This window comes from Mycobacterium sp. 23 (assembly GCF_048287075.1).
GTDB classification, from domain to species: Bacteria; Actinomycetota; Actinomycetes; order Mycobacteriales; family Mycobacteriaceae; genus Mycobacterium; species Mycobacterium gordonae_B.
In genome coordinates, this window is sequence record NZ_JBLVUX010000005.1 from 2,956,429 (window position 1) to 2,982,722 (window position 26,294).

Genomic DNA, 26,294 nt, shown 5'->3' on the forward strand with positions numbered 1-26,294 from the left:
CACGCGTGTAGGGTCCCGGAGATGATCACCTCGCGGGGGGTGGGCCTGTCCCATCGGGAGGACACATGTCTAACAACCTAACTCGAGCCAGGAGCCGGCGAGAGAACAACGACGACGTCCAGGCGCACTACGACATCTCCAACGAATTCTTCGAGCTGTTCACGGATCCAACCCGGACTTACAGCTGCGCCTACTTCGAGCGCGACGACATGACCCTCGAGGAAGCCCAGATCGCCAAGCTGGACCTGGCGCTGGGCAAACTGGGGCTGGAGCCGGGTATGACCCTGCTCGATGTGGGTTGCGGCTGGGGTTCGACGATGAAGCGCGCCCTCGAGAAATACGACGTGAACGTCATCGGCGTGACCCTGTCCAAAAACCAGCACGCCTACTGCGAGCGGCTGCTGGGCGAGGTCGACACGAACCGTTCGCACCGGGTTCTGCTGAGCGACTGGGCCGAGTTCAACGAGCCGGTGGACCGCATCATCACCATCGAGGCCCTGGAGCACTTCGGCTTCCAGCGCTACGACGACTTCTTCAAGTTCGTCTTCGAAGCCCTGCCCGACGACGGGAGGATGCTGCTGCACTCGATCACCGGGTTGACCGGAGGCCAGATCGTCGAGCGCGGCATGCCGGTGACGTTCGAGATGGCCCGGTTCATCAAGTTCATCGTGACGGAGATCTTTCCGGGCGGCCGGCTGCCGTCTATCGAGAAGGTGCACGACCACGCCACGAGAGCCGGTTTCACCGTCTCGCATGTCGAGTCGCTACAGCTGCACTTCGCCAGGACCCTCGACTTCTGGGCCGAAGCGCTCCTGGCCCATAAGGACGAGGCGATCAGGATTCAGTCCGAAGAGATCTATGAGCGCTACATGAAGTACTTGACCGGTACCGCCGAGTGCTTCCGGATCGGGTACATCGACTGCCACCACTTCACGTTGCAGAAATAGACTTACGCGGGCCTCGACGGGCACCGAGGCAACCCTCGGCCGGTTAGCCGGGACCACCGGATCGGGTAGTGTTGCACGTCAGAGGTCTGGGCCCGCGCGGACGACCAGCTAGTGCCACTTATTCAGGAGAACACCACAGCAATGGCCGACAAACCGACCGGTGCCATGACGAAGGCGACGCAGTTCGAAGACATTCAGGCGCACTACGACGTCTCCGATGATTTCTTCGCGCTGTTCCAGGATCCGACCCGGACCTACAGCTGCGCCTACTTCGACCCGTGGGACATTTCGCTCGAGGAAGCCCAGATCGCGAAGATCGACCTGAACCTCGACCAGCTGGACCTCAAGCCGGGAATGACGTTGCTCGACGTCGGCTGCGGCTGGGGCACCACAATGAAGCGCGCCGTGGAGAAGTACGACGTCAACGTCATCGGCCTCACCCTGTCCAAGAACCAGCACGCCCGCTCGCAGCAGGTGCTGGACGCGATCGACACCGACCGCTCCCGACGGGTCCTCCTGCACGGCTGGGAGGATTTCAACGAGCCGGTCGACCGGATCGTCTCCATCGAGGCCTTCGAGCACTTCGGGCACGAGAACTATGACGACTTCTTCAAGCGGTGTTTCGACGTCATGCCCGACGACGGCCGGATGACCATCCAGAGCAGCGTCAGCTACCACCCGTATGAGATGGCGGCGCGGGGGAAGCGGATCACCTTCGAGACGGTCCGCTTCATCAAGTTCATCGTGACCGAGATCTTCCCCGGTGGCCGCCTGCCGTCCACGGAGATGATGGTGGAGCACGGCGAAAAGGCCGGGTTTGTCGTCCCCGAACCACTTTCGCTGCGCCCGCACTACATCAAGACCTTGCACATCTGGGGCGACACCCTGGAGTCCAACAAGGAGAAGGCCATCGAGGTCACCTCGCTCGAGGTCTACGAGCGGTACATGAAGTACCTGCGCGGCTGCGAGCACTACTTCGACGACGAGATGCTCGACGTGAGCCTGGTGACCTATCTCAAGCCGGGGGCAGCCGCCTAGTTGGTCGGATCGGGCGTGCACCGTTCGTCGAACCGGTAGAGAGTGGAGCACCGGGCTCCGCTCGCTACGGGAGGAGACGACGAATGCAGTATTTCGCTTTGCTGATCAGTCACGAGCGCGACTTGACGCCCTCGGAACGTGCTGCCGAGATGGAGGCCTACCAGGGCTTTCACCGCGCCGCGGCCGCGGCTATCCGGGCCGGTGATGCCCTGCTTCCCGCGGCCGCCGGCGTACGGATCGACGGCGGCCCGGACGAGCCGGTCATCACCGACGGACCGTTCGCCGAAGGCGCCGAAGTAGCGTGCGGGTACTACCTTTTCGAAGCCGAAAACCTCGACGAAGCCCTCGCCTTCGCCCGTGACATTCCGGTCGCCAAGCACGGTGCGGTAGAGGTGCGGCCCACCGTCCACGCGATCGAACCGTCTCCCAAACCCAGCGGCACCGGCTGGCTCGCGCTGCTGTTGGAGCCGCCCGGAACCACCCACACGCCGCACACTCCGGAGTGGGATGCGGTGGCTGCACGCCACGTCGAGTTCGCCGCCGCCGCAGGCGATCACATCGTCGGCGGCGCCGCGTTGCACGATCGTTCGACCGCGACGACCGTGCGGGTCCGCGACGGCGAGGTCATTGTCACCGACGGTCCCTACGCCGAAGCCGCGGAAGTCGCCAACGGCTTCTATGTGCTGAGCGCCGGCGACCGTGACGAAGCCGTCAAGGTGGCCTCGATGATTCCCGCGTCCATGGTGCAGCTCCGGCAACTGGCCGGTATCTCGGGACTGTAGCCACGTCGGATGACCGATCTGGACGGCGTCTTTCGGCATGAATGGGGACCTGCCGTCGCCGCCATCGCACGATGGTCGGGCGACCTCACCATCGCCGAGGACGCCGTCCAGGAGGCGTGCGCCGAGGCGCTGCGCACCTGGGAGCGCGATGGCGTACCCGATCGCCCCGGCGCATGGCTGATCACGGTCGCGCGCAATCGTGCCCGTGATCGGCTACGCCGCGAATCCATCCGTCCCGGAAAGGAATTGGCGGCTTTCGTGGACGATATCCGCACCGACGACGCGGTGTTGCATCCGGTTCGCGACGACGAACTGCGGATGATGTTCACCTGCGCGCACCCGGCACTGGACCGCCGCTCGCAACTGGCGCTCACGCTGCGGCTGGTATCCGGGTTGACGGTCGCCGAGATCGCCCGCGCACTGTTGCAGACCGAGGCAGCGATCGGGCAGCGAATCACCCGGGCCAAGTACAAGATTCGGCACGCGAACATTCCGCTGCGGGTTCCGCCCGCCGAGTTGCTGCCCGAACGCACACCGCACATACTGAGCTGCATCTACTCGGTGTTCACCGAGGGCTATTGGTCCACAGCCGGCCCGTCGGCCATCCGCGACGAGTTGTGTGACGAAGGGGTGCGGCTGGCCGGTGAGCTGTGTGCCCTGATGCCGCATCCCGAGGCACACGCCCTGGCGGCCCTGGTACTGCTGCATGACTCGCGGCGGGCAACACGGCTGGACGCCGCCGGGGCGCTGGTGCCGCTGGACGAGCAGGACCGTCACCGCTGGGACCGCGACCGGATCAGCCGCGGCCTCAATCGATTACGACAGGCGCAGGGATCGACCGGTCCATATCTGCCGCAAGCCGTGATCGCCGCCATCCATGCGACGGCACCGTCCTGGGACCAGACCGACTGGACCGCGATCTGCGTGGCTTACGACCGGTTGCTGCAGTTGACCGACTCGCCGGTGGTGAGAGCCAACCGCGCGCTGGCGGTCGGCTTTCGCGACGGCCCGGATGTGGGCCTCGCAGCCCTGGACAAGGTGGCCCATGACCCGCGGCTGGCGCACTCGAATCTCGTCGCGTCGGTGCGAGCCGACCTTTTGCGGCGGGCAGGGCGCCGCGCCGAAGCCGTCGTATGGTATCGAAAGGCACTGGAGGGCAACGCTTCTGAGCCAGGCCGCGCCTTCCTGCGGCGGCGCGTCACCGAATGCGGCGGCTAGATCCACTGCCCGGCCCTCCCCGCGAGCAGACACAAAATCGCCCTGGAACGCGTGCACCAGGGCGATTTTGTGTCTGCTCGCGCAGCCGAAGGCGCCGCTTACTCCGCCTCGGCGGTGAAATTGCGGGTGACCGACGGGTCGACCGGGATGCCCGGGCCGGTCGTCGTCGACACCGTGACCTTCTTCAGGTAGCGGCCCTTGGACGACGACGGCTTGTGCCGCAGCACCTCGTCGAGCGCGGCGCCGTAGTTCTCCGCAAGCTTCTTCTCGTCGAACGATGCCTTGCCGATCACGAAGTGCAGGTTGGCCTGCTTGTCGACACGGAAGTTGATCTTGCCGCCCTTGATGTCGGCGACGGCCTTGGCGACATCCGGGGTGACGGTGCCGGTCTTGGGGTTCGGCATCAGGCCGCGCGGACCCAGCACGCGGGCGATCCGGCCCACCTTGGCCATCTGGTCGGGAGTCGCGATGGCGGCATCGAAGTCCAGGAAGCCGCCCTGGATCTTCTCGATCAGGTCGTCGCTGCCGACGACATCGGCTCCGGCGGCGACGGCGGCGTCGGCCTTCTCACCGACGGCGAAGACGGCCACCCGGGCGGTCTTACCCGTGCCGTGCGGCAGGTTGACCGTGCCGCGGACCATCTGGTCGGCCTTGCGCGGGTCGACGCCGAGCCGGATCGCCACCTCGACGGTCGCGTCCTGCTTAGTCGACGACGTCTCCTTGGCGAGCCGGGCGGCCTGCAACGGGGTGTAGAGGTTGTTGCGGTCCACCTTCTCGGCGGCGGCGCGGTATGCCTTGCTGGTTTTGCTCATTGCTCAATCCAATCTGGTGTTGGGTTCGTGGTTGGCGGGCCGAAGCTGGCCCTCCCACGCGTTCTCGGTTGTTTTGTCGGACTACTCGACCGTGATGCCCATCGACCGGGCGGTGCCGGCGATGATCTTCGCCGCCGCGTCGATGTCGTTTGCGTTCAGGTCCGTCTTCTTGGTCTCGGCGATCTCGCGCACCTGGTCCCAGGTCACCTTCGCGACCTTCGTCTTGTGCGGCTCCGCCGACCCCTTGGGCACACCGGCGGCCTTGAGCAACAGCTTGGCGGCCGGCGGGGTCTTCAGCGCAAAGGTGAAGCTGCGGTCCTCGTAGACCGTGATCTCCACCGGGATGACCTGACCGCGCTGGCTTTCCGTCGCGGCGTTGTAGGCCTTGCAGAACTCCATGATGTTGACGCCGTGCTGGCCGAGCGCCGGGCCGACCGGCGGGGCAGGGTTGGCCTGCCCGGCCACGATCTGCAGCTTGATCAGCCCGGTGACTTTCTTCTTCTTCGGGGCCATGAGTTTGTCCTACATTCCTTCCTAGTCTTGCAAAGTGCTGGGGTGCAAAGTTCTGGGATGCCCTGGGGGCTAAATCTTGGAGACCTGGCTGAAGGTCAGCTCCACCGGTGTTTCCCGGCCGAAGATCGAGACCAGCACCTTGAGCTTCTGCTGTTCGGCGTTGACCTCGTTGATCGTGGCCGGCAGCGTCGCGAACGGTCCGTCCATGACCGTCACCGACTCGCCGACTTCGTACTCGACGTCGATGACGGGGCGTTCCAGCCCACCGGTCTCTGCCGCGGCGGCCGTGCTTGCCGCACCCTTGGCGGCCTTCTTCGCCGCACCCGGGGGCAGCAGAAACTTGACCACGTCGTCGAGCGAGAGCGACGACGGGCGCGATGTCGCGCCGACGAACCCGGTGACTCCCGGGGTGTTGCGCACCGCGGCCCACGAGTCGTCGGTCAAGTCCATGCGCACCAGGATGTAACCGGGCAGCACCTTGCGATTGACCTGCTTGCGCTGGCCGTTCTTGATCTCGGTGACCTCTTCGGTGGGGACCTCCACCTGGAAGATGTAGTCGCCGACGTCAAGGTTCTGCACCCGGGTCTCGAGGTTGGCTTTCACCTTGTTCTCGTAGCCCGCGTAGGAGTGAATGACGTACCAGTCGCCGGGCTTGCTGCGCAGTTCCGCCTTGAGTGCAGCGGCGGGGTCGACATCTTCGGCCGGAGCCGCCACCGCGTCCTGCGGGGCGTCCGCCTCTTGCACGTCGACCGCCTCACCCGCGGACGTGTCACCGTCGAACGTCGTCACGGTTCTCAGTCCTCTCTATCGCTCTCAAGTCTCAGCCGAACACCAACAGCACGAGCTTGCTCAGACCCAGGTCGGCTCCACCTACCACCGCCACCATGAAGGCCAGGAAGACCAGCACCACCGACGTGTAGGTGAGCATCTGCTTGCGGTTGGGCCAGATCACCTTCCGCATCTCGGCTACAACCTGCTTGAGGTAGGTGTAGACGAACACGAAAGGGTTCATCGAGCTGGTCGAACCGGCTTTCTTAGGCTTCTTCGCCTTGTCTTTCTGCGTCGATTTGGCTTTCGACGCCTTCGAAGACTTCGACGCGTCCTTCTTGGCCGAATCCTTCTCGGCGACCTCGACGTCGGTCGACTCGTCGCCTTCCTCGGCCTCCGCCGCGCGCACCCGGGAACGCTTTCCCGTGGGCCGCTGCGGCCGCGCCACCGCCTTGGTCACCACGGCGCCGCTGTCGCCTGCGGCGTCGTCGGCAACGTCGCCTTCGTCGCTCACCGCGTGCTCCTTCGTTCGCTAGCTGTTTCGCGTGCCGTACCGCTCAAAGTGGCCACTCTTTCCAGTGTCCACCATGGCACGCGAGTCAGATGGCCCGCCTCCTCGTGCGGCCCGCCGTCAGCAGGGGCGACAGGACTTGAACCTGCAACCTGCGGTTTTGGAGACCGCTGCTCTGCCAGTTGAGCTACGCCCCTATTTTCCGGGGCTTACATGACTCGCGCGCCCCCCGTTCGGCAATCGCGAACCGACGGACAGCGCGCTTGTAATGGGAAAACCCCGAGGTCCGAGTGTACATCGACGTAGGAGCCAGATACTAATTACCCGGTTCTGACTACCTGACCCGATTCCTTGTCCCATTTGAGCTGGATGGAGTTGTCCCCTTCGTGACCCATCAGGGTGGTGTAGGCCTCCAGGACCAGGACGCCATCCTGGTTGTGACAGAAGTTCTTCGTCATGACGATGTCGGCGCCGAAACGCTCGTTGACCGATTCGATGCGCAGACTGCCGTAGAGCTTGTCTCCGACATGGATCGGCGCGTGGTACACGAACTTCTGGTCGACCTGCACGATCTGCATGGTTTCGAAGCCGACGTCCACATTGCGGAAGAAGTCGTCCTGGATGAGTTTCGCCAGGATCGTCACGAAGGTCAGCGGGGCTACGATGCGGTCGCCGCCGAATTCGGCTGCCGCAGCCTCGTCGTAGTGGACCCGATCGTCGCACTTGATCGACCGGGAGAATTGGCGAACTTGTTCGCGGCCTACCTCGAAATAGTCGGGATAGACAAACGACATTCCGCGGATATCTGTTTTGAGAGCCATCCGCTAGGCCAGCTTCGCCGAGGCGACAGCCCGGCCGAAGATCTTCTTGCCGCCGGTCGTCGCCGTCAGTGCGATGGTCACCGATTTGGTCTCCGGGTCAACGGACTTCACCCGGCCGCTGAACACCAACTCCGCACCCTTGCCGTCGTTGGGTACCGGGACCACCGCGGTGAACCGCACGTTGTACTCCGTCACAGCCCCGGGGTCGCCCACCCACGACGTGACATAGCCGCCGCCGATACCCATCGTCAGCATGCCGTGGGCGATCGCGGTGTCCAGCCCGACCATCTTGGCGATCTCGTCGTCCCAGTGGATCGGGTTCAAGTCACCCGAGACCCCGGCGTAGTTGACCAGGTCCTGACGGGTCAACGGGTAGGTCCGCTCTGGGAGCTGGTCACCCACCTGCACCGAACTGAACTCACGCAGTGGCATCGGCAAATCCTACTTCCCCGTCTTCACCGGCACGGCCCGCCAGGGTCGTGTACGTCTCCTGGACGATCTCGCCGGCATCGTTGGTGATGATGTTCTTGGTCACGATGATCTGGGTGCCATGCGCCTCGCGCACCGCATCCACGTGGACGTCGCAGTACAGCTTGTCGCCGGCGACGATCGGCTTGAGGAACTTCAGAACCTGGTCAACCTGAACGATCTGCTGGTCGGTCACCGCGATGTTGGCGTCCCGGAAAAAGGCAGACTGCGCCTTGTATCCGAATACCGAGATGAAACACAACGGGGCCGCCAGGCCGTCGTAGCCCAGTTCTGCCGCCGCGTCCTCACCGAAAAAAGCCGGCTCGTCGTTTTGCACCGCCGTGGCGTACTCGCGGATCTTTTCCCGTTCCACCACGTAATGGTCGGGGTAGCGATAATGCATCCCGAGGATCTTTTCGGACAGGGCCACAGTTCTCGAACCTACCTAGTCGACTCTCTGTAATTGGGGTGCGCGCGGTCAGCGCGTTTCGCGGTGCCCCTGGTGCTTACCGCAGTTCGGGCAGAATTTCTTCAGCTCGAGACGGTCGGGGTCGTTGCGGCGGTTCTTCTTGGTGATGTAGTTGCGGTGCTTGCACACCTCGCACGCCAAGGTGATCTTCGGCCGCACGTCGGTACTGGAAGCCATGACGGTTCTCTCTCAAATCTCTCGAAGTCTCTATATTCGTTTGTCGTGCTGTGGTGGTAGCGATGGCCGGACTCGAACCGGCGACCTAACGATTATGAGTCGTTCGCTCTAACCAACTGAGCTACACCGCCTCTGGGGCCGCGCACCTGCTCGGCGTCCGCCGAGCCCCCTAACGGAATCGAACCGTTGACCTTTTCCTTACCATGGAAACGCTCTACCGACTGAGCTAAGGGGGCCGTTCACCCACAGCGAAGACCTGCCGCGGGCCAAAAAGAGGGTACAGCCTGGCGCACAACGTCTCCAAACCACGTGGGCCCAAGCAGGAAAAGCCGGTCAGCCCGTGTCGCTGTTGCGGTGCAGTGACCAGGCACTGAGGTCACTGAACTCGTCGTAATCCTCGGCATGCGAGCCGGGGTCGGCGTTGTCGGCCTCGTCGAGCATTGTCCGCATGGCCAGATTGACGGCTTCCCGCGCGCCGGCCACGTGGTAACGGCGAATGATCTCGTCGACCAAGTCCATGTCAAGTAGGACTTCGATCCTCTTCAACATGAACCGATATTAGCGACTCGGCGCAGGTAGGAATAGGTACCGGGAATAGGCAGAAGGCCAGGCCGAAGGTGTTTTCGCGCGCCCCATAGGCTGGTGGTGTGTCGAATTCGGACCGGTTGTACTTCCGGCAGTTACTTTCCGGCCGCGACTTCGCGGCCAACGATGTGATCGCGGCGCAGATGCGCAACTTCGCCTACCTCATCGGCGACCGCGAAACCGGGGACGCCATGGTGGTCGACCCGGCCTATGCGGCCGGGGACCTGGTCGACGCACTGGAGGCCGACGACATGCACCTGTCGGGGGTGCTGGTGACCCATCACCACCCGGACCACGTCGGCGGGTCGATGATGGGATTCGAGCTAAAGGGCCTAGCCGAGCTGATGGAGCGGGTGAGCGTGCCGATCCACGTGAACACCCACGAGGCGCTGTGGGTGTCCCGCATCACCGGAATCCCGATGAGCGACCTGACCGCTCACGAGCACCGCGACCGGATCAGCATCGGCGACGTCGAGATCGAACTGCTGCACACACCCGGCCACACGCCCGGCAGTCAGTGCTTCCTGCTGGACGGACGGCTGGTCGCCGGCGACACGCTGTTCCTGGAAGGTTGCGGACGGACCGACTTCCCGGGCGGCGATTCCGACGAGATGTATCGCAGCCTCCAGCAACTCGCCGCGCTCCCGGGCGACCCGACCGTGTTCCCCGGGCACTGGTATTCGGCCGACCCGAGCGCCTCGTTGTCGGAAGTTAAACGCTCCAACTACGTCTACCGGCCCGCCAATCTCGACCAGTGGCGAATGATGATGGGCGGCTGACGCTCGCTCGATGACCCGCTCAGCGATACACAGGAAGCCCCTTTACGATCAGTGCAGCTAAGTTCCAGGTCCGAGGATTAAGTGGAGGGTGGAATCCATGGGGTGGGTCCGAGGAAACTGGCCGGAAAGCTGGCCGCAGAGCTGGCGGGGCATCGACTCGATCGAGTCCAGCACCTGGTTGGCCTGGGCCGCGTGGGCGGCGATCGCGCTCGGCGTCGTCGCGCTGATCTTCACCCACCGCCAGCTGCAGCGGAATCGGGCGCTGGCTGCGGAGAAGACGCGCCCACATGTCGCCATGTTGATGGAGCCGCACGTCGCGGACTGGCATGTCATCGAGTTGGTGGTGCGCAACTTCGGCCGCACCGCGGCTTACGACATCCGGTTCAACTTCCCCAACCCCCCGACCGTCGCCGAATACGAGAACGCCTCGGACGGCTACGCCGACGTCGTCGAACTGCAACTGCCGCGGGAGTTGCCCACACTGGCGCCCGGGCAGGAGTGGCGGATGGTGTGGGACTCCGCACTGGACCGCGCGGAAATCGGGCACGGCGTGGAATCTCGCTTCGAGGGCACGGTCACCTACTACGACCGTCCCGAGCGGCCCCGCGGGTGGAAATTCTGGCAGCGCACCCGGCAGCCGTTGGAGACGAAGGTGGTCTTGGACTGGGACGCCCTACCTCCCGTCCAGCGCATCGAACTGATGACGACGCACGACTTGGCCAAGCGCGAGAAGCAGAAGCTGGAGTTGTTGCGCAACCTGCTGACCTACTTCCACTACGCCAGCAAGGAAACTCGCCCCGAGGTTTTCCGCAGCGAGATCGACCGCATCAACCGCGCCGTACAGGAGACCCAGGACCGCTGGCGCACCCGCCAACTCGACGAGCCCACCGACGTGAGTCTGCGTTGGGGCGACGCCGAGAACGAACTGGGAAAGCATCGCAGCCAGCGGGTGTAAGCCCGGCGGGCCGCGATCTGGTTCAATCGACTCGCCGAGCGAAGGAGTAACCCATGAGCGGTCCGGTCGTCTACACCCACGACGAAACCATCGGGGTCATCCGGATGGACGACGGCAAAGTCAACGCGCTCGGCCCGACCATGCAGCAGGCCCTCAACGACGCGCTCGACCAGGCCGACGCCGACAACGTGGGGGCGCTGGTGATCACCGGCAACCAGCGGGTGTTCAGCGGCGGATTCGACCTGAAGATCCTGACCTCGGGCGAGGTGCAGCCCGCGATCGACATGCTGCGCGGCGGATTCGAGCTGTCCTACCGGCTGCTGTCCTATCCCAAGCCGGTGGTCATCGCGTGCACCGGCCCGGCGATCGCGATGGGCTCATTCCTGCTGTGCTCGGGTGACCACCGAATTGCGGCCCACGCGTACAACATCCAGGCCAACGAGGTCGCAATCGGGATGGTGATTCCCTGGGCGGCCCTGGAGGTCCTGAAACTGCGGCTGACCCGGTCGGCCTACCAACAGGCCACCGGCCTGGCCAAGACGTTCTTCGGTGAGACGGCACTGGCCGCCGGCTTCATCGATGAGATGGCACTGCCCGACCGGGTGATCGCCCGCGCCGAGGAGGCGGCTCACGAATTCGCCGGCCTGAATCAGTCCGCGCACGCCGCCACCAAACTGCGTGCCCGCGCCGACGCGCTCAAGGCGATCCGCGCCGGGATCGACAACATCGAAAAGGAATTCGGCGTCTAGGGGGGTCCGGCATCTGGCCAGGTGGTGCGGTTGCCCGAACAACCGCTGCACACCGGCGCCTCCTCCACCGTCAAGTCTGACACCGTGGCGCTGTCACGTCATTGGAACTGGCGGAACCGCTCCAGATAGTCGACCCAGTTCCAGGTCGACAGAAACGCCTGTGCCGATTCGTATCCCTTGGTGTAGAGCGCTTCGGCGTCCTTGCGGGAGATGCTGAAATCCAGGAAGTTCACCGCTGTCGAGTCCACCCGGATCGCCCGGGCGCTCACCCACGGCTGATTCAGATATGTCTGGTCATGGCCGACGAACATGGTGGCGATCAGCTGCTCGAGCAGCACCGACGGCGGGCCCAGGAGCCGTAACGCGCCCACCCCCGGGATCAGCTGGTCGTTGCTGGCCGGCAACTCCGGCACCACTGTGATGCCGAAGGTGGGCCAGCGCGGCGATTTGCAGTCCGGCCGGTCGAAGGAGTCGATCGGAAAGTTCGACAGCACCCCGCCGTCGACCAGGGTGGATGTGCGTCCGGCCGCGCTGGTCAAGGTGACCGGCCGGAAGAAGAACGGAATCGACATCGACGCGCGCACCGCGTCGGCCACCGATTGTTCGTCGGGATCGAGTCCGTACAGCCGCCGGTAGTCCCACGGCAGCCGCACCAGCTGCCCGGTGGTCAGGTCGGCGACGGTGACCACCAGCCGGTAACGGCGCTCGGCGGGCATCTGCCGGTCACTGAGCGCCAGATCGCCGAAGGTCCGCACGCCCAGATTCCGCAGCTCGCCGCGGATCCAGTCGTGGGCGAAATCGCCTCTGTACATTCCGTTTTCACGCAACAGACCCCACGCCGGACCGACCACGGGCAGATGTCCGACCGGACCGGCATCGCGAAACTTCTCATACGGCAGGGTCAGTGCAAGCTCTTTGATCTGCCCGGTGGTCAATTGGTCGCCGTTGGAGGCGGCGGCCAGTATCGATCCGACCAGCGAACCCGCGGAGACGCCGGAGACCCGTTTGAGTGAATAACCGGCCTCCATGACGGCGACCACGGCGCCGACCAGCCCGACACCCTTGACACCGCCGCCCGAGAGAACCATGTCGACAGGTTTGCGCCGCGCGGTCCTGCCCCGCTGCTCCACCATCAGCGCCCCTTCAGTCTTGGGCCGAAGTCCATTGATACGGAAGGAATTTCCCGTCGAACGTGACTACGACACGATCGCCCGAGTCGTGCGCTTTCTTCTGCAGGTCGATGCTGAAGTTGATCGCGCTCATGATGCCGTCACCGAACTGTTCGTGGATCACTTCTTTGAGCGCGCCGCCATAGACCTGGAGCGCCTCGTAGAACCGGTAGATGGTGGGGTCGGTGGGCACGGCGCTGGGCAGGCCGCCCCGCATCGGCGGCGCCGCCAGGACGGGAACGACGGACTCGTCCAACCCCAGCATCTCGGCCAGGACCTTCCCCTGCTCCGCCGGGATCGGGTGCTGGCCCAGCAGCGCCGACGTCGTCCACAGCAGGGGCCTGTCGATCGCGTCGGCCAGTTGCTGCCAACTGAGCCCCCTCGACAATCGGGCAACGACGATCTTTTCGGTGATCTCGTTTCTGTTCATGCACCCAGCATGCACGTTTGGACCGACACGGCCTGACCCGGCTCACGCGCCGCATCACTCCACAAGGCGGCGAAGGTTTTTCAGGCTTTCAGCCAGTGAACGCCCCACCCAGCGCGATGCGACGCGGTCGGCGATCAGTCCGAGCAGGCCGCCTTCGGAGTTGTAGGCCAGTCGGAAGGTGACCGTGGTCCGGCCGGGACCCGCATCGCGCAGCCGGAAGCGGCCACGCTGGGTCACGCCGGTGATGTTGATCCAGGCCAGATCGCGCGCGGTGTCGAGCTCCACCACTTCGGCGATGCCTCCGACCGGGATCGAGCCGATCTTCCACAACACCGTGTAGCGGGCGCCTACCCGGACCGGGCCTTCGGTCAACGTCTCCCAGCGCTCCAGATGAGCCAGGAAGGAAGGGTAGCGATCCGGGTCGCTGAGCACCTTCCACACGGTGTCCCGATCGGCGTTCACGACGATCCGGCGTTCGACGCGCATCAGCCGATCACCGGGAATCGCCGCTCGGCGGCCAGCCGATCCACGCCCGCCTGCAGGCTGGCGATCACTTCGTCGTACACGCCCTGGTCGTCATCATGGACTCCGATCGGCTCCTGGACCTCGATGACGATCTTGGCGGGTAGCGGAATGTGCCCCAGCAGGTCACTGACGTTCAGCCCCCAGGGGATCGCCAGCGAGACCGGCACACTCTTGAGCCGGATCAACTTGTCCAGCATCAGCAGTTTGGCCAGCCACTGCGCGCGGCCGAGGAACAACGCCGTCTCCTGGCCGCCGACGGCGGCCACCGGCACGATCGGCACGCCGGTCTCGCGGGCGAGCCGCACAAATCCCTTGCGGCCGCCGAAGTCGACGACGTGCCGTTGCCACGACGGGCGGAAGACTTCGTAGTCGCCGCCCGGGTACACCAGGACGGCTGCGCCGGATTCCAGTGCCAAACGGGCATTTTCGGGGCTGGCCGCCACCGTGCCGAACTTGCGGAGCCAGCGCAACGGCGGATAGAGCGTCACCAGGTTGTGCGCGAGTTGATAGAAGGGACGCTCCACCCCGAAGTACGAGCAGAACGCCAGCGTGAAGACGAACGTGTCGGGCGGCACGTTGCCGCCGCTGTGATTGCCGACCAGCAGCACCGGTCCCGTCGGGGGTATGCGGTCGAGCCCGCGCACATCGGCACGGAAGTACAACGATGCCAGCAACCAGGTTCCGGGCAGCTGATCCCGGATGAAGTCCGGGTCGCGCTGGTCCAGGTCCGCCTTCGGGACCCGGCCCGTGATCTGCTTGCCGGCCCACTCAAGGGCATCAGCGACGCCGCCCATTGCTCAAGCCTGGCACATGATGAGCCCAGCGGACTCACCAACGGCCACGATGAACCACCTCGTGCAGTGGCCGCCGATTCGGTTTGCGGATCGGAGTCAGCGGCCGGTCGGCGGGATGGCCCGCGCCGAGCATGTACGCGACCAGATGGTCGTCGGGGACGCCGAGGATCGCGCGCGCCCGGTCCTGGTCGCCCACCGAGGAATGACCGGTACCGATACCCAGGTCGGTGGCCGCCAGCATCATCGCCATCGTCGCCTGACCGATGTCATATTGATCGATGAGCTTTCTGCGCTCATCCGGCGGGACCGGAATCACCAGAACGATCGCGGCCGCGGCGCCGGCGAGGTGACCGGCGCCCATCCAGACCGTCGAGAGTTCTTGCAGCTGAGCAGGATCGGTGACCACGATGAAGTCCCACGGTTGACGGTTCTTCGCCGACGGCGCCCGCCATCCCGCCTCCACGATGCGCTCCAGGTCGGTCTCTGCAACCGGCTGCGCCGTGTACTGGCGCACGTTGCGTCGTGCACGTATCGCATCCCAGGTCTCCATGACGTCCTCCCGTTTCGCGCGATCGGGCCCGGCCCCCGCGCCCCTTTGTACACCCGTAGCGCCGTCGGTGTCGGACGGCCGGTCTAGGGTGGCCCGCAATGGCGCTTCATCTCCACCGTGCCGAACGGACCGATCTGCTTGCCGACGGTCTCGGCGCCCTGCTGGCCCGGCCGCTGCCCGACCCGTTCGCGCAGGAGCTCGTGCTGGTGCCGGCGCGCGGGGTGGAACGCTGGCTCAGTCAGCGCCTGTCCCACCGGTTGGGCGCCACGCCGGATCGCGGTGACGGCGTCTGCGCGGGGGTGTCGTTTCGCAACCCGGCGTCACTGATCGCCGAGATAGTCGGCACCGTCGACGACGACCCCTGGTCTCCGGAGGCCATGACCTGGCCGCTGCTCGAGGTGATCGACCGCTCACTGGCTGAGCCGTGGTGCCGCACGTTGGCAAAGCATCTGGGGTACTTCGACATTGGCGATGAAGCGGATCTGCGCCGGGGCCGGCGGTACGCGGTCGCCCGCCGCCTGGCCGGGCTGTTCGCCTCGTATGCCCGGCAGCGTCCCGGCTTGCTCGTCGGCTGGCTGGCCGGAGACCTGGGCGACCTCGATGCCGACCTGCACTGGCAACCCGAGCTGTGGCGCGCGCTGGTGGCGACGATACCCGCCGATCCCCCGCATATCCGGCACGGGAAGACCCTGGCCAGACTGCACGACGGTCCGGCGGCGCTGCCGTCGCGCCTGTCTTTGTTCGGCCATACCCGGCTGGCGCCCAGTGAGGTCGAGCTGCTCGAAGCCGTGGCCGTCCACCACGAGCTGCATCTGTGGCTACCCCATCCCAGCGACGCATTGTGGCGGGCACTGGGCGGCGTGCGGGGCACGGTGCCCCGTCGCGAGGACACCAGCCATCGCGCGGTCGGGCATCCGCTGCTGGCGACCCTCGGACGGGATCTGCGTGAGCTGCAACGAAGCCTGCCGGGCGATCCCGCGACCGACGAGGCTCTGGGCGAACCCGATCGCCGGGACACCCTGCTCGGGTGGCTGCAGGCCGACCTCGCCGCCAATGCCGTCCGGCCGCACGGCCGCACGCTGGCCGAGGACGACCGGTCCGTGCAGGTGCACAGCTGCCACGGTCCGGCCCGGCAGATCGACGTGCTTCGGGAGGTGCTGCTCGGACTGCTGGCCGACGATCCGACCCTCGAGCCGCGCGACATCCTGGTCATGTGCCCGGACATCGAGACGTATGCCCCGTTGATCGTCGCGGATTTCGGCCTCGGCGACGTGGTGAACGGCGCGCACCCGGCCCACCGCCTTCGGGTTCGGCTCGCGGATCGCTCACTGCTGCAGACCAATCCGTTACTGGGCGTGGCGTCGCAGCTACTGTCGCTGGCCGGTGGGCGGGTCACCTCGAGTGAAGTGCTCAACCTCGCCCAGGCCGCCCCGGTCCGAGCCCGCTTCGGCTTCAGCGACGACGACCTGGAGGGCATCACCCGCTGGGTGCGGCAGTCGAACATCCGGTGGGGCTTCGATCAGGAACACCGCAAGCCGTTCGGGGTCGATTTCGTGCACAACACTTGGCGGTTCGGGCTGGACCGGGTGCTGGCCGGAGTCGCGATGTCCGAGACTGCACACGCCTGGATCGATTCGACGCTCCCCCTGGACGATGTGGGCAGCAACCGGGTCGAATTGGTCGGGCAGTTCGCCGAATACATCGACCGGCTGCAGCGCGTGGTCGACTCGCTGACCGCAGCGCAGCCGCTACGGCAGTGGCTGACGGCGTTGGCCGACGGGATCGGCCTGCTGACCCACACCGCCGAGGACGACGCCTGGCAGACCAACCAGATGCAACGCGAATTCGCCGACGTGCTGCGCACCGCGGGTTCGCGCGACCAGACGCTGCTGCGCCTGCCCGACATCCGCGCTCTGTTGCAGAGGCACCTCGCCGGGCGTCCCACCCGCGCCAACTTCCGCACCGGCACCCTGACGGTGTGCACGATGGTGCCGATGCGCTCCGTCCCACACCGGGTGGTCTGTCTGGTGGGACTCGACGACGGCGTCTTCCCACGGCTCGGCGTCGTAGACGGTGACGACGTACTGGCCCGGCAACCGCTCACCGGCGAGCGCGACGTCCGGTCCGAGGACCGTCAGCTGCTGCTCGACGCCATCGGCGCGGCCACCGGCAATCTGGTCATCACCTACACCGGCGCCAACGAATACTCAGGCCAGCGCCGGCCCCCGGCCGTCCCGCTGGCGGAGCTGCTCGACGCCCTGGACACGACCACCACCGGGCCCGTCCGGTCACGGATCGTGGTCGAACATCCGTTGCAGCCCTTTGATATTCGGAATGTGGAGCGCGGCGCGCTGGTGCCTGGCGCGCCGTTCAGCTTCGACCCGACGGTGTTACGCGCGGCGCGCTCCGCCACCGGCGAACGATCCGAGCAACCGCGACTGATCCGCGACCTGCTGCCGCCGCCACCGCCGGACGACGTCGTCCTCGCCGATCTGGTCGCGTTCTTCAAGGACCCGGTGAAAGGCTTCTTCCGGGCGCTGGAATACACGCTGCCGTGGGATGTCGACGGTGTCGAGGACGCCATGCCGGTCGAGATCAACGCGCTCGAGGAATGGACGGTCGGCGATCGGATGCTGAGCGACATCCTGGGCGGGCTCGCTCCTGATGACGCGCGGCAGGCGGAGTGGCGGCGCGGCACCCTGCCCCCGGGTCAGCTGGGGTGGCGCAAGGTGACCGATATCCGTGATCAGGCGGCGCTGCTGGCGTCAACCGCCTTGGGACACCGCCAGACCGACAGCGCAACCTACGACGTCGATATCGATCTCGGGGGTCGGCGCCTGACCGGCACCGTGTCCGGGGTGTTCGGCGATCGCCTGGTGTCGGTGACGTATTCCAAGCTCGACGGCAAACATCTGCTTCAATCGTGGATTCCGTTGCTGGCGTTGCACGCTCACCATCCCGACCGAGACTGGTCAGCGGTCTGTATCGGCCGGCCCAAGCGGGGCACCACCCCCCGCGAGGAACATCTTGGACGACCCGAACAGCCCGCCCCGGAGGTGCTACGGGACCTGGTGGCAATCTACGATGCCGGACGCCGGGAGCCGATTCCGTTGCCGGTCAAGACGTCTTACGCTTGGGCGGTCGCACGGCACTGCGGGGACGACCCGGTCAAGCAGGCGGAGTACCGGTGGCGAAGTGGTCTGTATCCCGGGGAGGATCAAGATCAGGCACAGGTGCGGGCCTGGGGCCGACACGCACGGCTGAGCGACCTGATGCAACCGCTGCGGCCCGGTGAGCAATACCCGGCCTTCGCCAAAGGCGAGGAACACCGCCTGGGCGCCTTCGCCGCGCGCCTGTGGCTGCCCCTGTTGCGCGCCGAACGGAGGCCCGGATGATCCCGCCATTCGACCTGCACGGCCCGCTGCCCGCCGAGCGGTCCACCACGGTGCTGGAGGCCAGCGCGGGAACCGGCAAGACATTCGCGTTGGCCGGCCTGGTGACCCGCTACGTCGCCGAAGGCAGGGCGACCCTCGACGAGATGCTGCTGATCACCTTCGGCCGCGCGGCGAGTCAGGAGCTCCGCGAGCGGGTGCGCTGCCAGCTCGTCGACGCGGTCGCCGCTTTCGGCGACCGTGCGATCGCAGACGGCAACGACCTGGTGCGCCACCTGATCGACGGCACCGAGGCGCAGCGAAACGCTCGAAAGCAGCGGCTGCGTGACGCCCTGGCCGGCTTCGACGCGGCCACCATCGCCACCACCCACCAGTTCTGCCAGTTGGTGCTCAAATCCCTTGGTACGGCCGGTGATACAGATTCAGGCGTCACCTTGCTGGAGGACCTCAACGACCTGGTGACCGAGATCGTCGATGACCTCTATCTGGCCCATTTCGGGCGCGAGCGTGACGATCCCGCATTGACGTACCGCGAGGCGCTGCGCATCGCCCGCGCGGTGGTCGCCAGCCCGTCCGCACACCTGCGGCCGACCGACCCGGAGCCGGGTTCGCGCGCCGCGGTCTGCATCGCCTTTGCGAAAGACGTTCTGGCCGAGCTGGAAAGACGCAAGCGACGCCGGGGCGTGCTGGGATACGACGACCTGCTCATCCGGTTGGCCGCCGCACTGGACACCGACGACTCCCCCGCCCGGGTCCGGATGCATCAACGCTGGCCCATTGTCATGGTCGACGAGTTCCAGGACACCGATCCGGTTCAGTGGCAGGTGATCGACCGGGCCTTCAGTGGGCGGTCCACGCTCATCCTCATCGGGGACCCGAAGCAGGCGATCTACGCGTTTCGCGGCGGCGACATCGTCACCTACCTCGATGCGGCCAGGACCGCCGGCGACAAGCGCACGCTGGGTACGAATTGGCGCAGCGACAGCGCACTGGTCGAGCGGTTGCAAGCCGTGCTGCGCGGAGCCGAGCTCGGCGACCCCGCGATCGTGGTGCATGATGTCGCGGCCTCGCACCGCGGTCATCGCCTCTCCGACGCTCCGCGCAACGATCCGTTCCGGCTTCGGGTGGTGCGCCGAGCAACGCTGGGCCGCAAAGGGACTCAGAATCTGCCGATCGATGAGCTGCGCGAGCACATCGGCCGCGATCTCGCCGCCGACATCGGCGGGCTGCTGACGAGCGCGGCGACCTTCGACGGTGAGCCGCTGGAAGCCCGCGATGTCGCTGTCATCGTCGAAAGCCACAAGGACGCCCGTGTCTGCCACCGCGCACTCACCGAGGCCGGTATTCCCGCCGTCTACACCGGCGACTCCGACGTGTTCAGCTCGGAGGCCGCCGACGACTGGCTGTCGCTGCTGGAGGCCTTCGATCAGCCGCACCGCCCGGGAGTGGTGCGGGCGGCCGCGACGACGATGTTCTTCGGGAAGACGGCGCACGACCTGGCGGCCGGCGGTGACGCACTCACCGACGACATCGCCGACACCCTGCGGGAGTGGGCGGACCACGCCCGTGAGCGGGGTGTCGCCGCGATCTTCGAAGCCGCGCAGATGAGCGGCATGGCAGACCGGGTGCTCTCGTGGCACGGCGGCGAACGGCACATGACCGACCTGGCGCATGTGACGCAACTCCTGCAGGAGGTGGCCCACCGGGAGCGTTATTCCCTGCCCGCTCTCCGTGACTGGCTGCGCGGTCAGCGGGAAGAACGAGCCGGCGCCACCGAACGCAATCGCCGGATCGACAGCGACGCCGCCGCGGTCCAGATCATGACGGTCTGGGTGAGCAAGGGACTGCAGTACCCCGTGGTGTACCTGCCGTTCGCGTTCAATCGCAACGTTGGTGATCGCGACCTGGTGCTGTTCCACGATCAGGGCAAGCGCTGCCTGCACATCGGTGGCAAGGACAGTTCCGACTTCGCCGCCGTGGAGAGACTGGGCCGCAAAGAAACGGCCAGCGACGACAGCCGGTTGACCTACGTTGCGCTGACCCGGGCTCAGTCGCAGGTGGTGGCGTGGTGGTCACCGGCTCACGGCGAGCCCAACGGCGGGCTGTCGCGGCTGCTACGCGGCCGGCGGCCCGGACAATCAGCGGTCCCCGATCGGTGTGAACCGCAGAAGATCACCGACGACGAGGCCTGGGAGCGGCTTCGGGAGTGGCAGGACGCCGGCGGGCCGGTGGTGGAGGAGTCGGTGATCGCCGCGGCACCGACGATGTCCGGCCACCACCCTCCGTCCGACCTGGGGACCCGGCACTTCCACCGCGCCATCGATACCGCCTGGCGGCGCACCTCCTACTCGGGCTTGATCCGCGCGGCGGAGCGGACCACCGGGGTGAGCAGCGAGCCCGAGCTCACCGAACTGGACGACGAAGTTCCCGACCTCCCGCTGACAGGGCCCGGGGCATTCTCGGACGTGCCCTCCCCGATGGCCGAGCTTCCCACCGGCGCGCAGTTCGGCACGCTGGTGCACGCGGTGCTGGAAACCACCGACCCCTTCGCGGCCGACCTCGCCGCCGAACTCGAGGCGCAGATCGGTGTTCATTCGGCGTGGTGGCCGGTCGAGGTGCCCGCCTCCCAACTGGCCGCGGCGATGGTGCCGATGCACGACACACCCCTGGGGCCACTGGCGGCCGGGCTGACGCTACGGCAGATCGGCCTGCCGGATCGGCTGCGCGAGTTGGACTTCGAGTTTCCGCTGGCCGGTGGCGACGTGCGGGGCGCCGACGCGGACACCCGACTCGCGGACGTCGGGCGGTTGCTGCGCGCCCATCTCCGGGTTGACGACCCGTTGGCGTCCTACCCCGACCGGTTGGTGGGAGACACGCTCGGCAACCAGTCGCTACGCGGCTACCTCAGCGGCTCGGTCGACGCGGTACTCCGGATTCCGCATGGGTCGGGGCATCGTTATCTGGTCGTGGACTACAAGAGCAACTGGCTCGGCGAGCCGGACCGCCCGCTGACCGCCGCCGACTACACGCCGCCCCGGATGGCCGAGGCCATGTTGCACTCGGACTACCCGCTCCAAGCGCTGCTGTACAGCGTTGTCCTGCATCGTTTTCTGCGTTGGCGACAGCCGGATTACGATCCCGGCCGGCATCTCGGCGGGGTGCTGTATCTGTTCCTGCGCGGAATGTGCGGACCCGGTACCCCGGTGCTTGACGGTCATCCCACCGGGGTGTTCAGCTGGGCGCCGCCGCCGGAGTTGGTGACCGCTCTGTCCGACCTGCTCGACGCGCGCGCGGCGGCCGCATGACCCCCGAGACGATCGACCCCGCCGACCGGCGGCTGGCCGCCAGTGCCGGCGAGCTGTTGCGCCTCTTCAACGATGCCGGTGTGCTGGAAGCGGCCGATGTGCATGTCGCACAGCGCCTTACGGCGATGGCAGGCGAGTCCGAACCCGCCGTCGCGCTGGCGCTGGCGCTGGTGGTGCGCGCCCTGCGCGGCGGGTCGGTGTGTGTGGACCTGGAATCGGTCCAGGCGCAGGTCGGCATGGACGACCTACCGTGGCCGTCTGCGCCGCAGTGGCTTGCGGCCGTGCAGGCCAGTCCGTTGGCCGACGAGCCGCCGGTACTCCGCGTGTACGACGGCCATCTGCTGTATCTGGACCGGTATTGGCGCGAGGAGCAACAGGTCGCCGACGACTTCTCGGCCCTGCTGTCGGCTCCCGGCCGGCCGGCGGTTCCCGATATCGACCGGCTGTTCCCGCCCGGCTATGAAGAACAACGCGAGGCCGCCGGCATCGCCCTGCGGCAGGGGCTGACCGTCCTCACCGGTGGTCCGGGGACAGGCAAGACCACTACGGTGGCCAGGCTGCTGGCGCTGTTCGCCGAACAGGCGGAGCTGGACGGGAAGCCGCAGCTGCGCATTGCGCTGGCGGCTCCGACGGGCAAGGCGGCGGCACGGTTGCACGAGGCGGTCCAGCTCCAGGTAAATGAGTTGGATCCGGTTGATCGTCAACGGGTCTCGGGATTGCGTGCGACGACGCTGCACCGGCTGCTGGGCAGTCGGCCTGATACATCGTCGCGGTTCCGTCACCATCGGGGCAACAGGTTGCCGCACGACGTGATCGTGGTCGACGAGACGTCGATGGTGTCGCTGACCATGATGGCGCGGCTACTGGAGTCGGTGCGCCCGCACACCCGACTGCTCCTGGTCGGCGATCCTGACCAGTTGGCATCGGTGGAGGCGGGTGCGGTACTCGCCGATCTGGTCGACGGACTGGGATCGCGCGCAGACGCCCGGGTTGCGGCGCTGCTGACGTCGCATCGATTCGGCGAATCGATTGGCCGGCTGGCCTCGTCGATTCGCGACGGTGATGCCGACCTCGCCATCGACCTGCTGCGCTCCGGCGGCGATCACGTCGAATGGATCGACACCGCGGACCCTACCGAGAGTCTGCGCAAAGTGCTTGTGCCGCATGCCCTTGCACTGCGGCAGGCCGCGATGCTCGGCGACGCGAAGGCTGCTCTGGCCACCCTCGACGAGCACCGACTGTTGTGTGCGCACCGCCGCGGGCGCTACGGGATCGCTCACTGGAACCGCCAGGTGGAGCGGTGGCTGGTCGAGTCCACCGGCCAGGCGATCTGGTCGCCGTGGTACGCGGGAAGACCGGTGCTTGTCACGAACAATGACTACGGACTGGGTGTCTACAACGGCGACATCGGTGTGGCCGTGGTTGCCGGCGCAGGCCAGCAGGGCGCGCTTCGAGCCGTCATCGCCGGTGCCGAGGATTTGCTGGAGTTGGCGACCAGTCGGCTGTCCGATGTCGAGACGATGCACGCCATGACGATTCACAAGAGCCAGGGCAGTCAATCCGATGTGGTGAGTGTGCTTATGCCGCCTGAAGATTCGCGGTTGCTGACGCGGGAGCTGTTCTACACCGCGGTCACCCGGGCGAAACTGAAAGTGCGGGTGATCGGCCCGGAAGGGTCGGTGCGCGCGGCGATCTCGCGACGGGCGGTGCGAGCCAGCGGGCTGGCGCGGCGACTGGCCGGCCACCATGGATGACACCGACGACACCACCGGCGCGTCCCGGCGGCCCCACATCCTGCGACTCGTCCTGTTCGTCGCGTTCCTGCTCACCATGTTCTATCTGGTGGCTGTCGCGCGAGTGATCGACATCGACGCGGTGCGACGGACTGTCACGTCGACGGGACCGATGGCGCCGCTGGTGTATGTCGTCGTGTCGGGTTTCCTCGGCGCCATGTTTCTGCCCGGTTCGATTCTGGCCGCGGGCAGTGGGCTGCTGTTCGGTCCCGTGCTGGGCCTTTTCGTCACGCTCGGCGCGGCAATGGGCACGGCAATCGTCGCAAGCACGGTCGGCCGCCGGGCCGGCCGGGACAGCGCACGGGTTCTGGTGGGGCCCAAGCGGGCCGAACGAATCGACTCGGTGGTCGAACGGGGTGGGTTGTGGGCGGTCGTGGGCCAGCGTTTCGTCCCCGGCATCTCGGACGCGTTCGCTTCTTACACGTTCGGAGCATTCGGAATCCCGCTGTGGCAGATCGCAATTGGATCTTTCATCGGGTCGGCACCGAGGGCGTTCGTCTATACCGCGCTGGGCGCTTCCATCCGGGACCGCTCGTCACCCCTGGCTTACGCAGCTATAGCGGTGTGGTGCGTCACCGCGGTTCTCGGCGTATTCGCCGCGCGGCACTTGTACCGGCACTGGCGCGACCACCCCGTCCAAGAGGACGACGCGAATTGAGCGCAGTCCCACCGCACGACCAGCGGCCGGCCCATGTCTTCGGCGATGCTGCCCCAGGGCGCCCACCGTGCGTCACGCGAACCCATCAGGCGACCCCCACGATCGGGTTGGGCTTCTGATAGGCCAAGACATTCATCGGCTCGCCGTCGACGATGTCGTATGAGTCGCGTGCGACTGCTTCGTACCCGAGATCGCCGAGCGTCTTGCTCAGCGCGCGGTATCGAGAGAGGTAATCGACGCTGACGGCTATGACGAGAAACCCACCCGGCTCGAGAATCCGATCCAGCGCGGCGAGATCGGTGGCTTCTGCGTGCGCGAAGGTGAATACGCCGACTGCGACGACGGCAGAAAAATACTGTTCGGGAAACAGGCTCGGCGCCTCGGCCAGTGTCCCGTGCACCAGCCAGCGGTATACCCCCTTGGCCTGCGCATGCGCGAGCATCCCCCCGGATCTGTCGAGCGCGGTGAGATCGGTATGCCCGAGCCTGCGCAGTTCCTCGCCGACGAGTCCGGTGCCGGCTCCCGCATCGAGTAGCGGGCCGGCGCCCGCAGGCAGGCAACGGGATAGCAGCGCAGCGGCGCGGCGAGGGTTCTCGAGATAGCTGTTGCCAAGGTCGGCGTCGTAGCTCGGGGCCCAAGCGTCGTATTTCTGCTCCAGGCTCAGCCATCGGTCCGGCTGGTAGATCCACGCGAGCTTACCGACGACCTTTTGACAGAGGAAGAAACTCCAGCCCACGTGCCCGCTTTGCACTACTTCAGGGATCCGCCGATAGGCTCTCGCCAGGCTCGGGCACAAGTGCTGCGCACGGTCCGACAAGAGTTCATAGCTGTGGGCGAGATGCGTGCTCAGATCACGGGTTTCGTAGACCACGAAGCCGTGCCGTGCGAGGGCATCGACGTACTCGTCGGCCGAGAACGTGGGCTCGAACAGAAGCCGGTCGTAGATCACCTCGCGCGCGAGCCTACTCACCGGTCGTACGGGCGTTACCAAATCGTCGAAAGCGAAGATGCCGCCCGGTTCGAGCACTCGCATAGCCTCGCCGAGCGCCGTCTCGCGTGCGTGTACGTGGTAGAGAGCGGCTTGGCTCAAGACGTGGGTGAACGCGCCGTCGTCGAACGGCAGCGCCGCCGCTGACCCGATGGTGAACGCGAGGCGCAAGTCCGGATTCTCCGCGGCAAGGCCGCGGGCGCTGGTGATCCGGACTGCGCTCAGGTCAATCCCGGTAACGGCCGCGCCGGTTTCTCGCGCCAGCCAGGCGGCGACGGACCCGTTGCCACAACCAAGGTCGAGCACACGCGATGTCGGCCCGATCCCGGCGGCGAGCAGCATCTCCTCGTTCCACCGCTGGCAGCCAGCGAGGAACCCGGTGCTGTGGTCCTCGAAGATGCCCCAGTGCAAGCTTCCATCGGGATCCCAGAACGTGCGATACGTGGCGTCCTCCGAGTCGTAGAAGTCCCGCGTCATGCTCTCTGTGAATCCGCGGTCGAATCCTCGGCGAATCGCATTGGTGGCGACCCGTCCGGTTGTCGCGTTTGCGATGTCAGACCTACTTTCAGTCGCCGCGTTTCACGACAACGGATTCGAATTCGACGGGCATCCTGGCGCCGAGCCCGCGTCTATAACGGCCGCCTGGTCATTTTCCGCGGCGGGGCGTACTGCGCCTCTTGTCAACGACACCCAGCGCTTCACTTAAAGCCATCTTTGGTATTGGCAGGCCGCACGCAGTGGGCTGATGTCGGGATCCTGACGAATGATCGTGCCGATGCCCGTTCCACCAACCGATCACACTGCGGAAAGGTTGGTATCGCAGGCTCACCACACCGAGAAATCCGGGGTCGAAAAAGCAACACATCAGCTCACCTAATTCATGGCCCGCAAAGGCGAATCGGATTGCACCTCGGGCCTGATGCCCGTAGCAGGTTCGACAACGAATACCATCAAAAAGTAGTGGCCACAATGGTTTTCGATATCCTGCGAATGATTTGTCTTGACGTGGATTTAAACGTCTGTCATGCGACGAACACGTACGGCTCAGCTGATGGTGTACGGCCGACACACCACAGCCCGCGCGTCCACCCGCCCCGC

Annotated in this window: 26 protein-coding genes and 3 tRNA genes; 11 read left to right on the forward strand and 18 right to left on the reverse strand. The window is 66.1% G+C overall.

Annotated features, from left to right (window positions below):
- Positions 1-65: 65 nt before the first annotated feature.
- From ACNQS7_RS14910 to ACNQS7_RS14925, 4 genes are all read left to right on the forward strand, one after another.
- A complete protein-coding gene (locus ACNQS7_RS14910; protein ID WP_055578845.1) occupies positions 66-947 on the forward strand; it encodes a cyclopropane mycolic acid synthase family methyltransferase in 882 nt (293 codons plus the stop codon).
- 141 nt (positions 948-1,088) lie between these two features.
- On the forward strand, positions 1,089-1,985 hold the full coding sequence (mmaA4, locus tag ACNQS7_RS14915; protein ID WP_418013125.1) for a hydroxymycolate synthase MmaA4: 897 nt from the start codon (positions 1,089-1,091) through the stop codon (positions 1,983-1,985).
- A gap of 83 nt (positions 1,986-2,068) precedes the next feature.
- Positions 2,069-2,767, forward strand: coding sequence for a YciI family protein (locus ACNQS7_RS14920; protein WP_418013126.1), 699 nt, complete (start codon positions 2,069-2,071; stop codon positions 2,765-2,767).
- Positions 2,768-2,776: 9 nt separating this feature from the next.
- Entirely contained in the window at positions 2,777-3,985 is a 1,209-nt protein-coding gene (locus ACNQS7_RS14925; RefSeq protein WP_418013127.1) for an RNA polymerase sigma factor, read from the forward strand.
- A gap of 98 nt (positions 3,986-4,083) precedes the next feature.
- Here ACNQS7_RS14925 and rplA read toward each other — a convergent pair whose 3' ends face one another.
- The 12 genes from rplA to ACNQS7_RS14985 all read right to left on the reverse strand — a co-directional run bounded on the left by rplA (position 4,084) and on the right by ACNQS7_RS14985 (position 9,073).
- Positions 4,084-4,797: a 50S ribosomal protein L1 gene (gene rplA / locus ACNQS7_RS14930; protein WP_055578841.1), complete on the reverse strand. Its 714-nt coding sequence runs from the start codon at positions 4,795-4,797 to the stop codon at positions 4,084-4,086.
- Between the two features lie 81 nt (positions 4,798-4,878).
- Complete coding sequence (gene rplK, locus ACNQS7_RS14935) at positions 4,879-5,310, reverse strand: 50S ribosomal protein L11 (RefSeq protein WP_055578840.1); 432 nt, start codon at positions 5,308-5,310, stop codon at positions 4,879-4,881.
- 69 nt (positions 5,311-5,379) lie between these two features.
- Complete coding sequence (gene nusG, locus ACNQS7_RS14940) at positions 5,380-6,099, reverse strand: transcription termination/antitermination protein NusG (protein WP_055578839.1); 720 nt, start codon at positions 6,097-6,099, stop codon at positions 5,380-5,382.
- Positions 6,100-6,130: 31 nt separating this feature from the next.
- Positions 6,131-6,592 (reverse strand): preprotein translocase subunit SecE, encoded by a 462-nt coding sequence (gene secE, locus ACNQS7_RS14945; RefSeq protein ID WP_418013128.1) that lies wholly within the window; start codon positions 6,590-6,592, stop codon positions 6,131-6,133.
- A gap of 121 nt (positions 6,593-6,713) precedes the next feature.
- Positions 6,714-6,786, reverse strand: a tRNA-Trp gene (locus ACNQS7_RS14950).
- A gap of 123 nt (positions 6,787-6,909) precedes the next feature.
- Entirely contained in the window at positions 6,910-7,410 is a 501-nt protein-coding gene (gene hadC / locus ACNQS7_RS14955; protein WP_055578837.1) for a (3R)-hydroxyacyl-ACP dehydratase subunit HadC, read from the reverse strand.
- Positions 7,411-7,413: 3 nt separating this feature from the next.
- Positions 7,414-7,842 carry a (3R)-hydroxyacyl-ACP dehydratase subunit HadB gene (gene hadB / locus ACNQS7_RS14960; protein ID WP_055578836.1) on the reverse strand — a complete coding sequence of 143 codons (429 nt, stop codon included), beginning with the start codon at positions 7,840-7,842 and terminating at the stop codon, positions 7,414-7,416.
- On the reverse strand, positions 7,829-8,308 hold the full coding sequence (gene hadA, locus ACNQS7_RS14965; protein ID WP_055578835.1) for a (3R)-hydroxyacyl-ACP dehydratase subunit HadA: 480 nt from the start codon (positions 8,306-8,308) through the stop codon (positions 7,829-7,831). The genes hadB and hadA overlap by 14 nt, the downstream gene beginning before the upstream one ends.
- A gap of 48 nt (positions 8,309-8,356) precedes the next feature.
- Positions 8,357-8,524, reverse strand: a complete 168-nt coding sequence (gene rpmG / locus ACNQS7_RS14970; RefSeq protein ID WP_036352522.1) for a 50S ribosomal protein L33 — start codon at positions 8,522-8,524, stop codon at positions 8,357-8,359.
- Between the two features lie 54 nt (positions 8,525-8,578).
- Positions 8,579-8,655: transfer RNA gene (locus ACNQS7_RS14975), tRNA-Met, on the reverse strand.
- Positions 8,656-8,687: 32 nt separating this feature from the next.
- A tRNA-Thr gene (locus ACNQS7_RS14980) sits at positions 8,688-8,760 on the reverse strand.
- A 97-nt stretch (positions 8,761-8,857) separates the two neighbouring features.
- Positions 8,858-9,073 (reverse strand): type II toxin-antitoxin system VapB family antitoxin, encoded by a 216-nt coding sequence (locus ACNQS7_RS14985; protein WP_418013129.1) that lies wholly within the window; start codon positions 9,071-9,073, stop codon positions 8,858-8,860.
- Between the two features lie 98 nt (positions 9,074-9,171).
- On the opposite strand from ACNQS7_RS14985, the gene ACNQS7_RS14990 reads away from it, so the two are divergent.
- The 3 genes from ACNQS7_RS14990 to ACNQS7_RS15000 all read left to right on the forward strand — a co-directional run bounded on the left by ACNQS7_RS14990 (position 9,172) and on the right by ACNQS7_RS15000 (position 11,592).
- A complete protein-coding gene (locus tag ACNQS7_RS14990) occupies positions 9,172-9,888 on the forward strand; it encodes an MBL fold metallo-hydrolase (protein WP_418013130.1) in 717 nt (238 codons plus the stop codon).
- 97 nt (positions 9,889-9,985) lie between these two features.
- Positions 9,986-10,843 carry a hypothetical protein gene (locus tag ACNQS7_RS14995; protein ID WP_055578832.1) on the forward strand — a complete coding sequence of 286 codons (858 nt, stop codon included), beginning with the start codon at positions 9,986-9,988 and terminating at the stop codon, positions 10,841-10,843.
- 53 nt (positions 10,844-10,896) lie between these two features.
- Complete coding sequence (locus tag ACNQS7_RS15000; protein WP_055578831.1) at positions 10,897-11,592, forward strand: crotonase/enoyl-CoA hydratase family protein; 696 nt, start codon at positions 10,897-10,899, stop codon at positions 11,590-11,592.
- Between the two features lie 98 nt (positions 11,593-11,690).
- On the opposite strand, the gene ACNQS7_RS15005 is transcribed toward ACNQS7_RS15000, so the two are convergent.
- From ACNQS7_RS15005 to ACNQS7_RS15025, 5 genes are read right to left on the reverse strand one after another with little or no spacing between them, the layout of a single operon-like run.
- A complete protein-coding gene (locus ACNQS7_RS15005) occupies positions 11,691-12,725 on the reverse strand; it encodes a patatin-like phospholipase family protein (RefSeq protein ID WP_418013131.1) in 1,035 nt (344 codons plus the stop codon).
- Between the two features lie 10 nt (positions 12,726-12,735).
- Positions 12,736-13,191, reverse strand: a complete 456-nt coding sequence (gene cynS, locus ACNQS7_RS15010) for a cyanase (protein ID WP_418013132.1) — start codon at positions 13,189-13,191, stop codon at positions 12,736-12,738.
- A 54-nt stretch (positions 13,192-13,245) separates the two neighbouring features.
- On the reverse strand, positions 13,246-13,677 hold the full coding sequence (locus ACNQS7_RS15015; protein ID WP_310781746.1) for an SRPBCC family protein: 432 nt from the start codon (positions 13,675-13,677) through the stop codon (positions 13,246-13,248).
- Positions 13,677-14,510 carry a lysophospholipid acyltransferase family protein gene (locus ACNQS7_RS15020; RefSeq protein WP_418013133.1) on the reverse strand — a complete coding sequence of 278 codons (834 nt, stop codon included), beginning with the start codon at positions 14,508-14,510 and terminating at the stop codon, positions 13,677-13,679. Before ACNQS7_RS15020 ends, ACNQS7_RS15015 begins: the two co-directional genes overlap by 1 nt.
- A 34-nt stretch (positions 14,511-14,544) precedes the next feature.
- Positions 14,545-15,060, reverse strand: a complete 516-nt coding sequence (locus ACNQS7_RS15025) for a nitroreductase family protein (RefSeq protein WP_418013134.1) — start codon at positions 15,058-15,060, stop codon at positions 14,545-14,547.
- Positions 15,061-15,158: 98 nt separating this feature from the next.
- On the opposite strand from ACNQS7_RS15025, the gene recC reads away from it, so the two are divergent.
- The 4 genes from recC to ACNQS7_RS15045 are packed head-to-tail and all read left to right on the forward strand — an operon-like array spanning position 15,159 to position 24,208.
- A complete protein-coding gene (gene recC, locus ACNQS7_RS15030; protein ID WP_418013135.1) occupies positions 15,159-18,455 on the forward strand; it encodes an exodeoxyribonuclease V subunit gamma in 3,297 nt (1,098 codons plus the stop codon).
- Positions 18,455-21,757: an exodeoxyribonuclease V subunit beta gene (recB, locus tag ACNQS7_RS15035; RefSeq protein WP_418016000.1), complete on the forward strand. Its 3,303-nt coding sequence runs from the start codon at positions 18,455-18,457 to the stop codon at positions 21,755-21,757. The genes recC and recB overlap by 1 nt, the downstream gene beginning before the upstream one ends.
- Positions 21,754-23,511 carry an exodeoxyribonuclease V subunit alpha gene (gene recD / locus ACNQS7_RS15040; RefSeq protein ID WP_418013136.1) on the forward strand — a complete coding sequence of 586 codons (1,758 nt, stop codon included), beginning with the start codon at positions 21,754-21,756 and terminating at the stop codon, positions 23,509-23,511. The genes recB and recD overlap by 4 nt, the downstream gene beginning before the upstream one ends.
- A complete protein-coding gene (locus ACNQS7_RS15045; protein WP_418013137.1) occupies positions 23,504-24,208 on the forward strand; it encodes a TVP38/TMEM64 family protein in 705 nt (234 codons plus the stop codon). Before recD ends, ACNQS7_RS15045 begins: the two co-directional genes overlap by 8 nt.
- An 85-nt stretch (positions 24,209-24,293) precedes the next feature.
- On the opposite strand, the gene ACNQS7_RS15050 is transcribed toward ACNQS7_RS15045, so the two are convergent.
- Positions 24,294-25,673 (reverse strand): methyltransferase domain-containing protein, encoded by a 1,380-nt coding sequence (locus tag ACNQS7_RS15050; RefSeq protein WP_418013138.1) that lies wholly within the window; start codon positions 25,671-25,673, stop codon positions 24,294-24,296.
- Between the last annotated feature and the right edge of the window lie 621 nt (positions 25,674-26,294).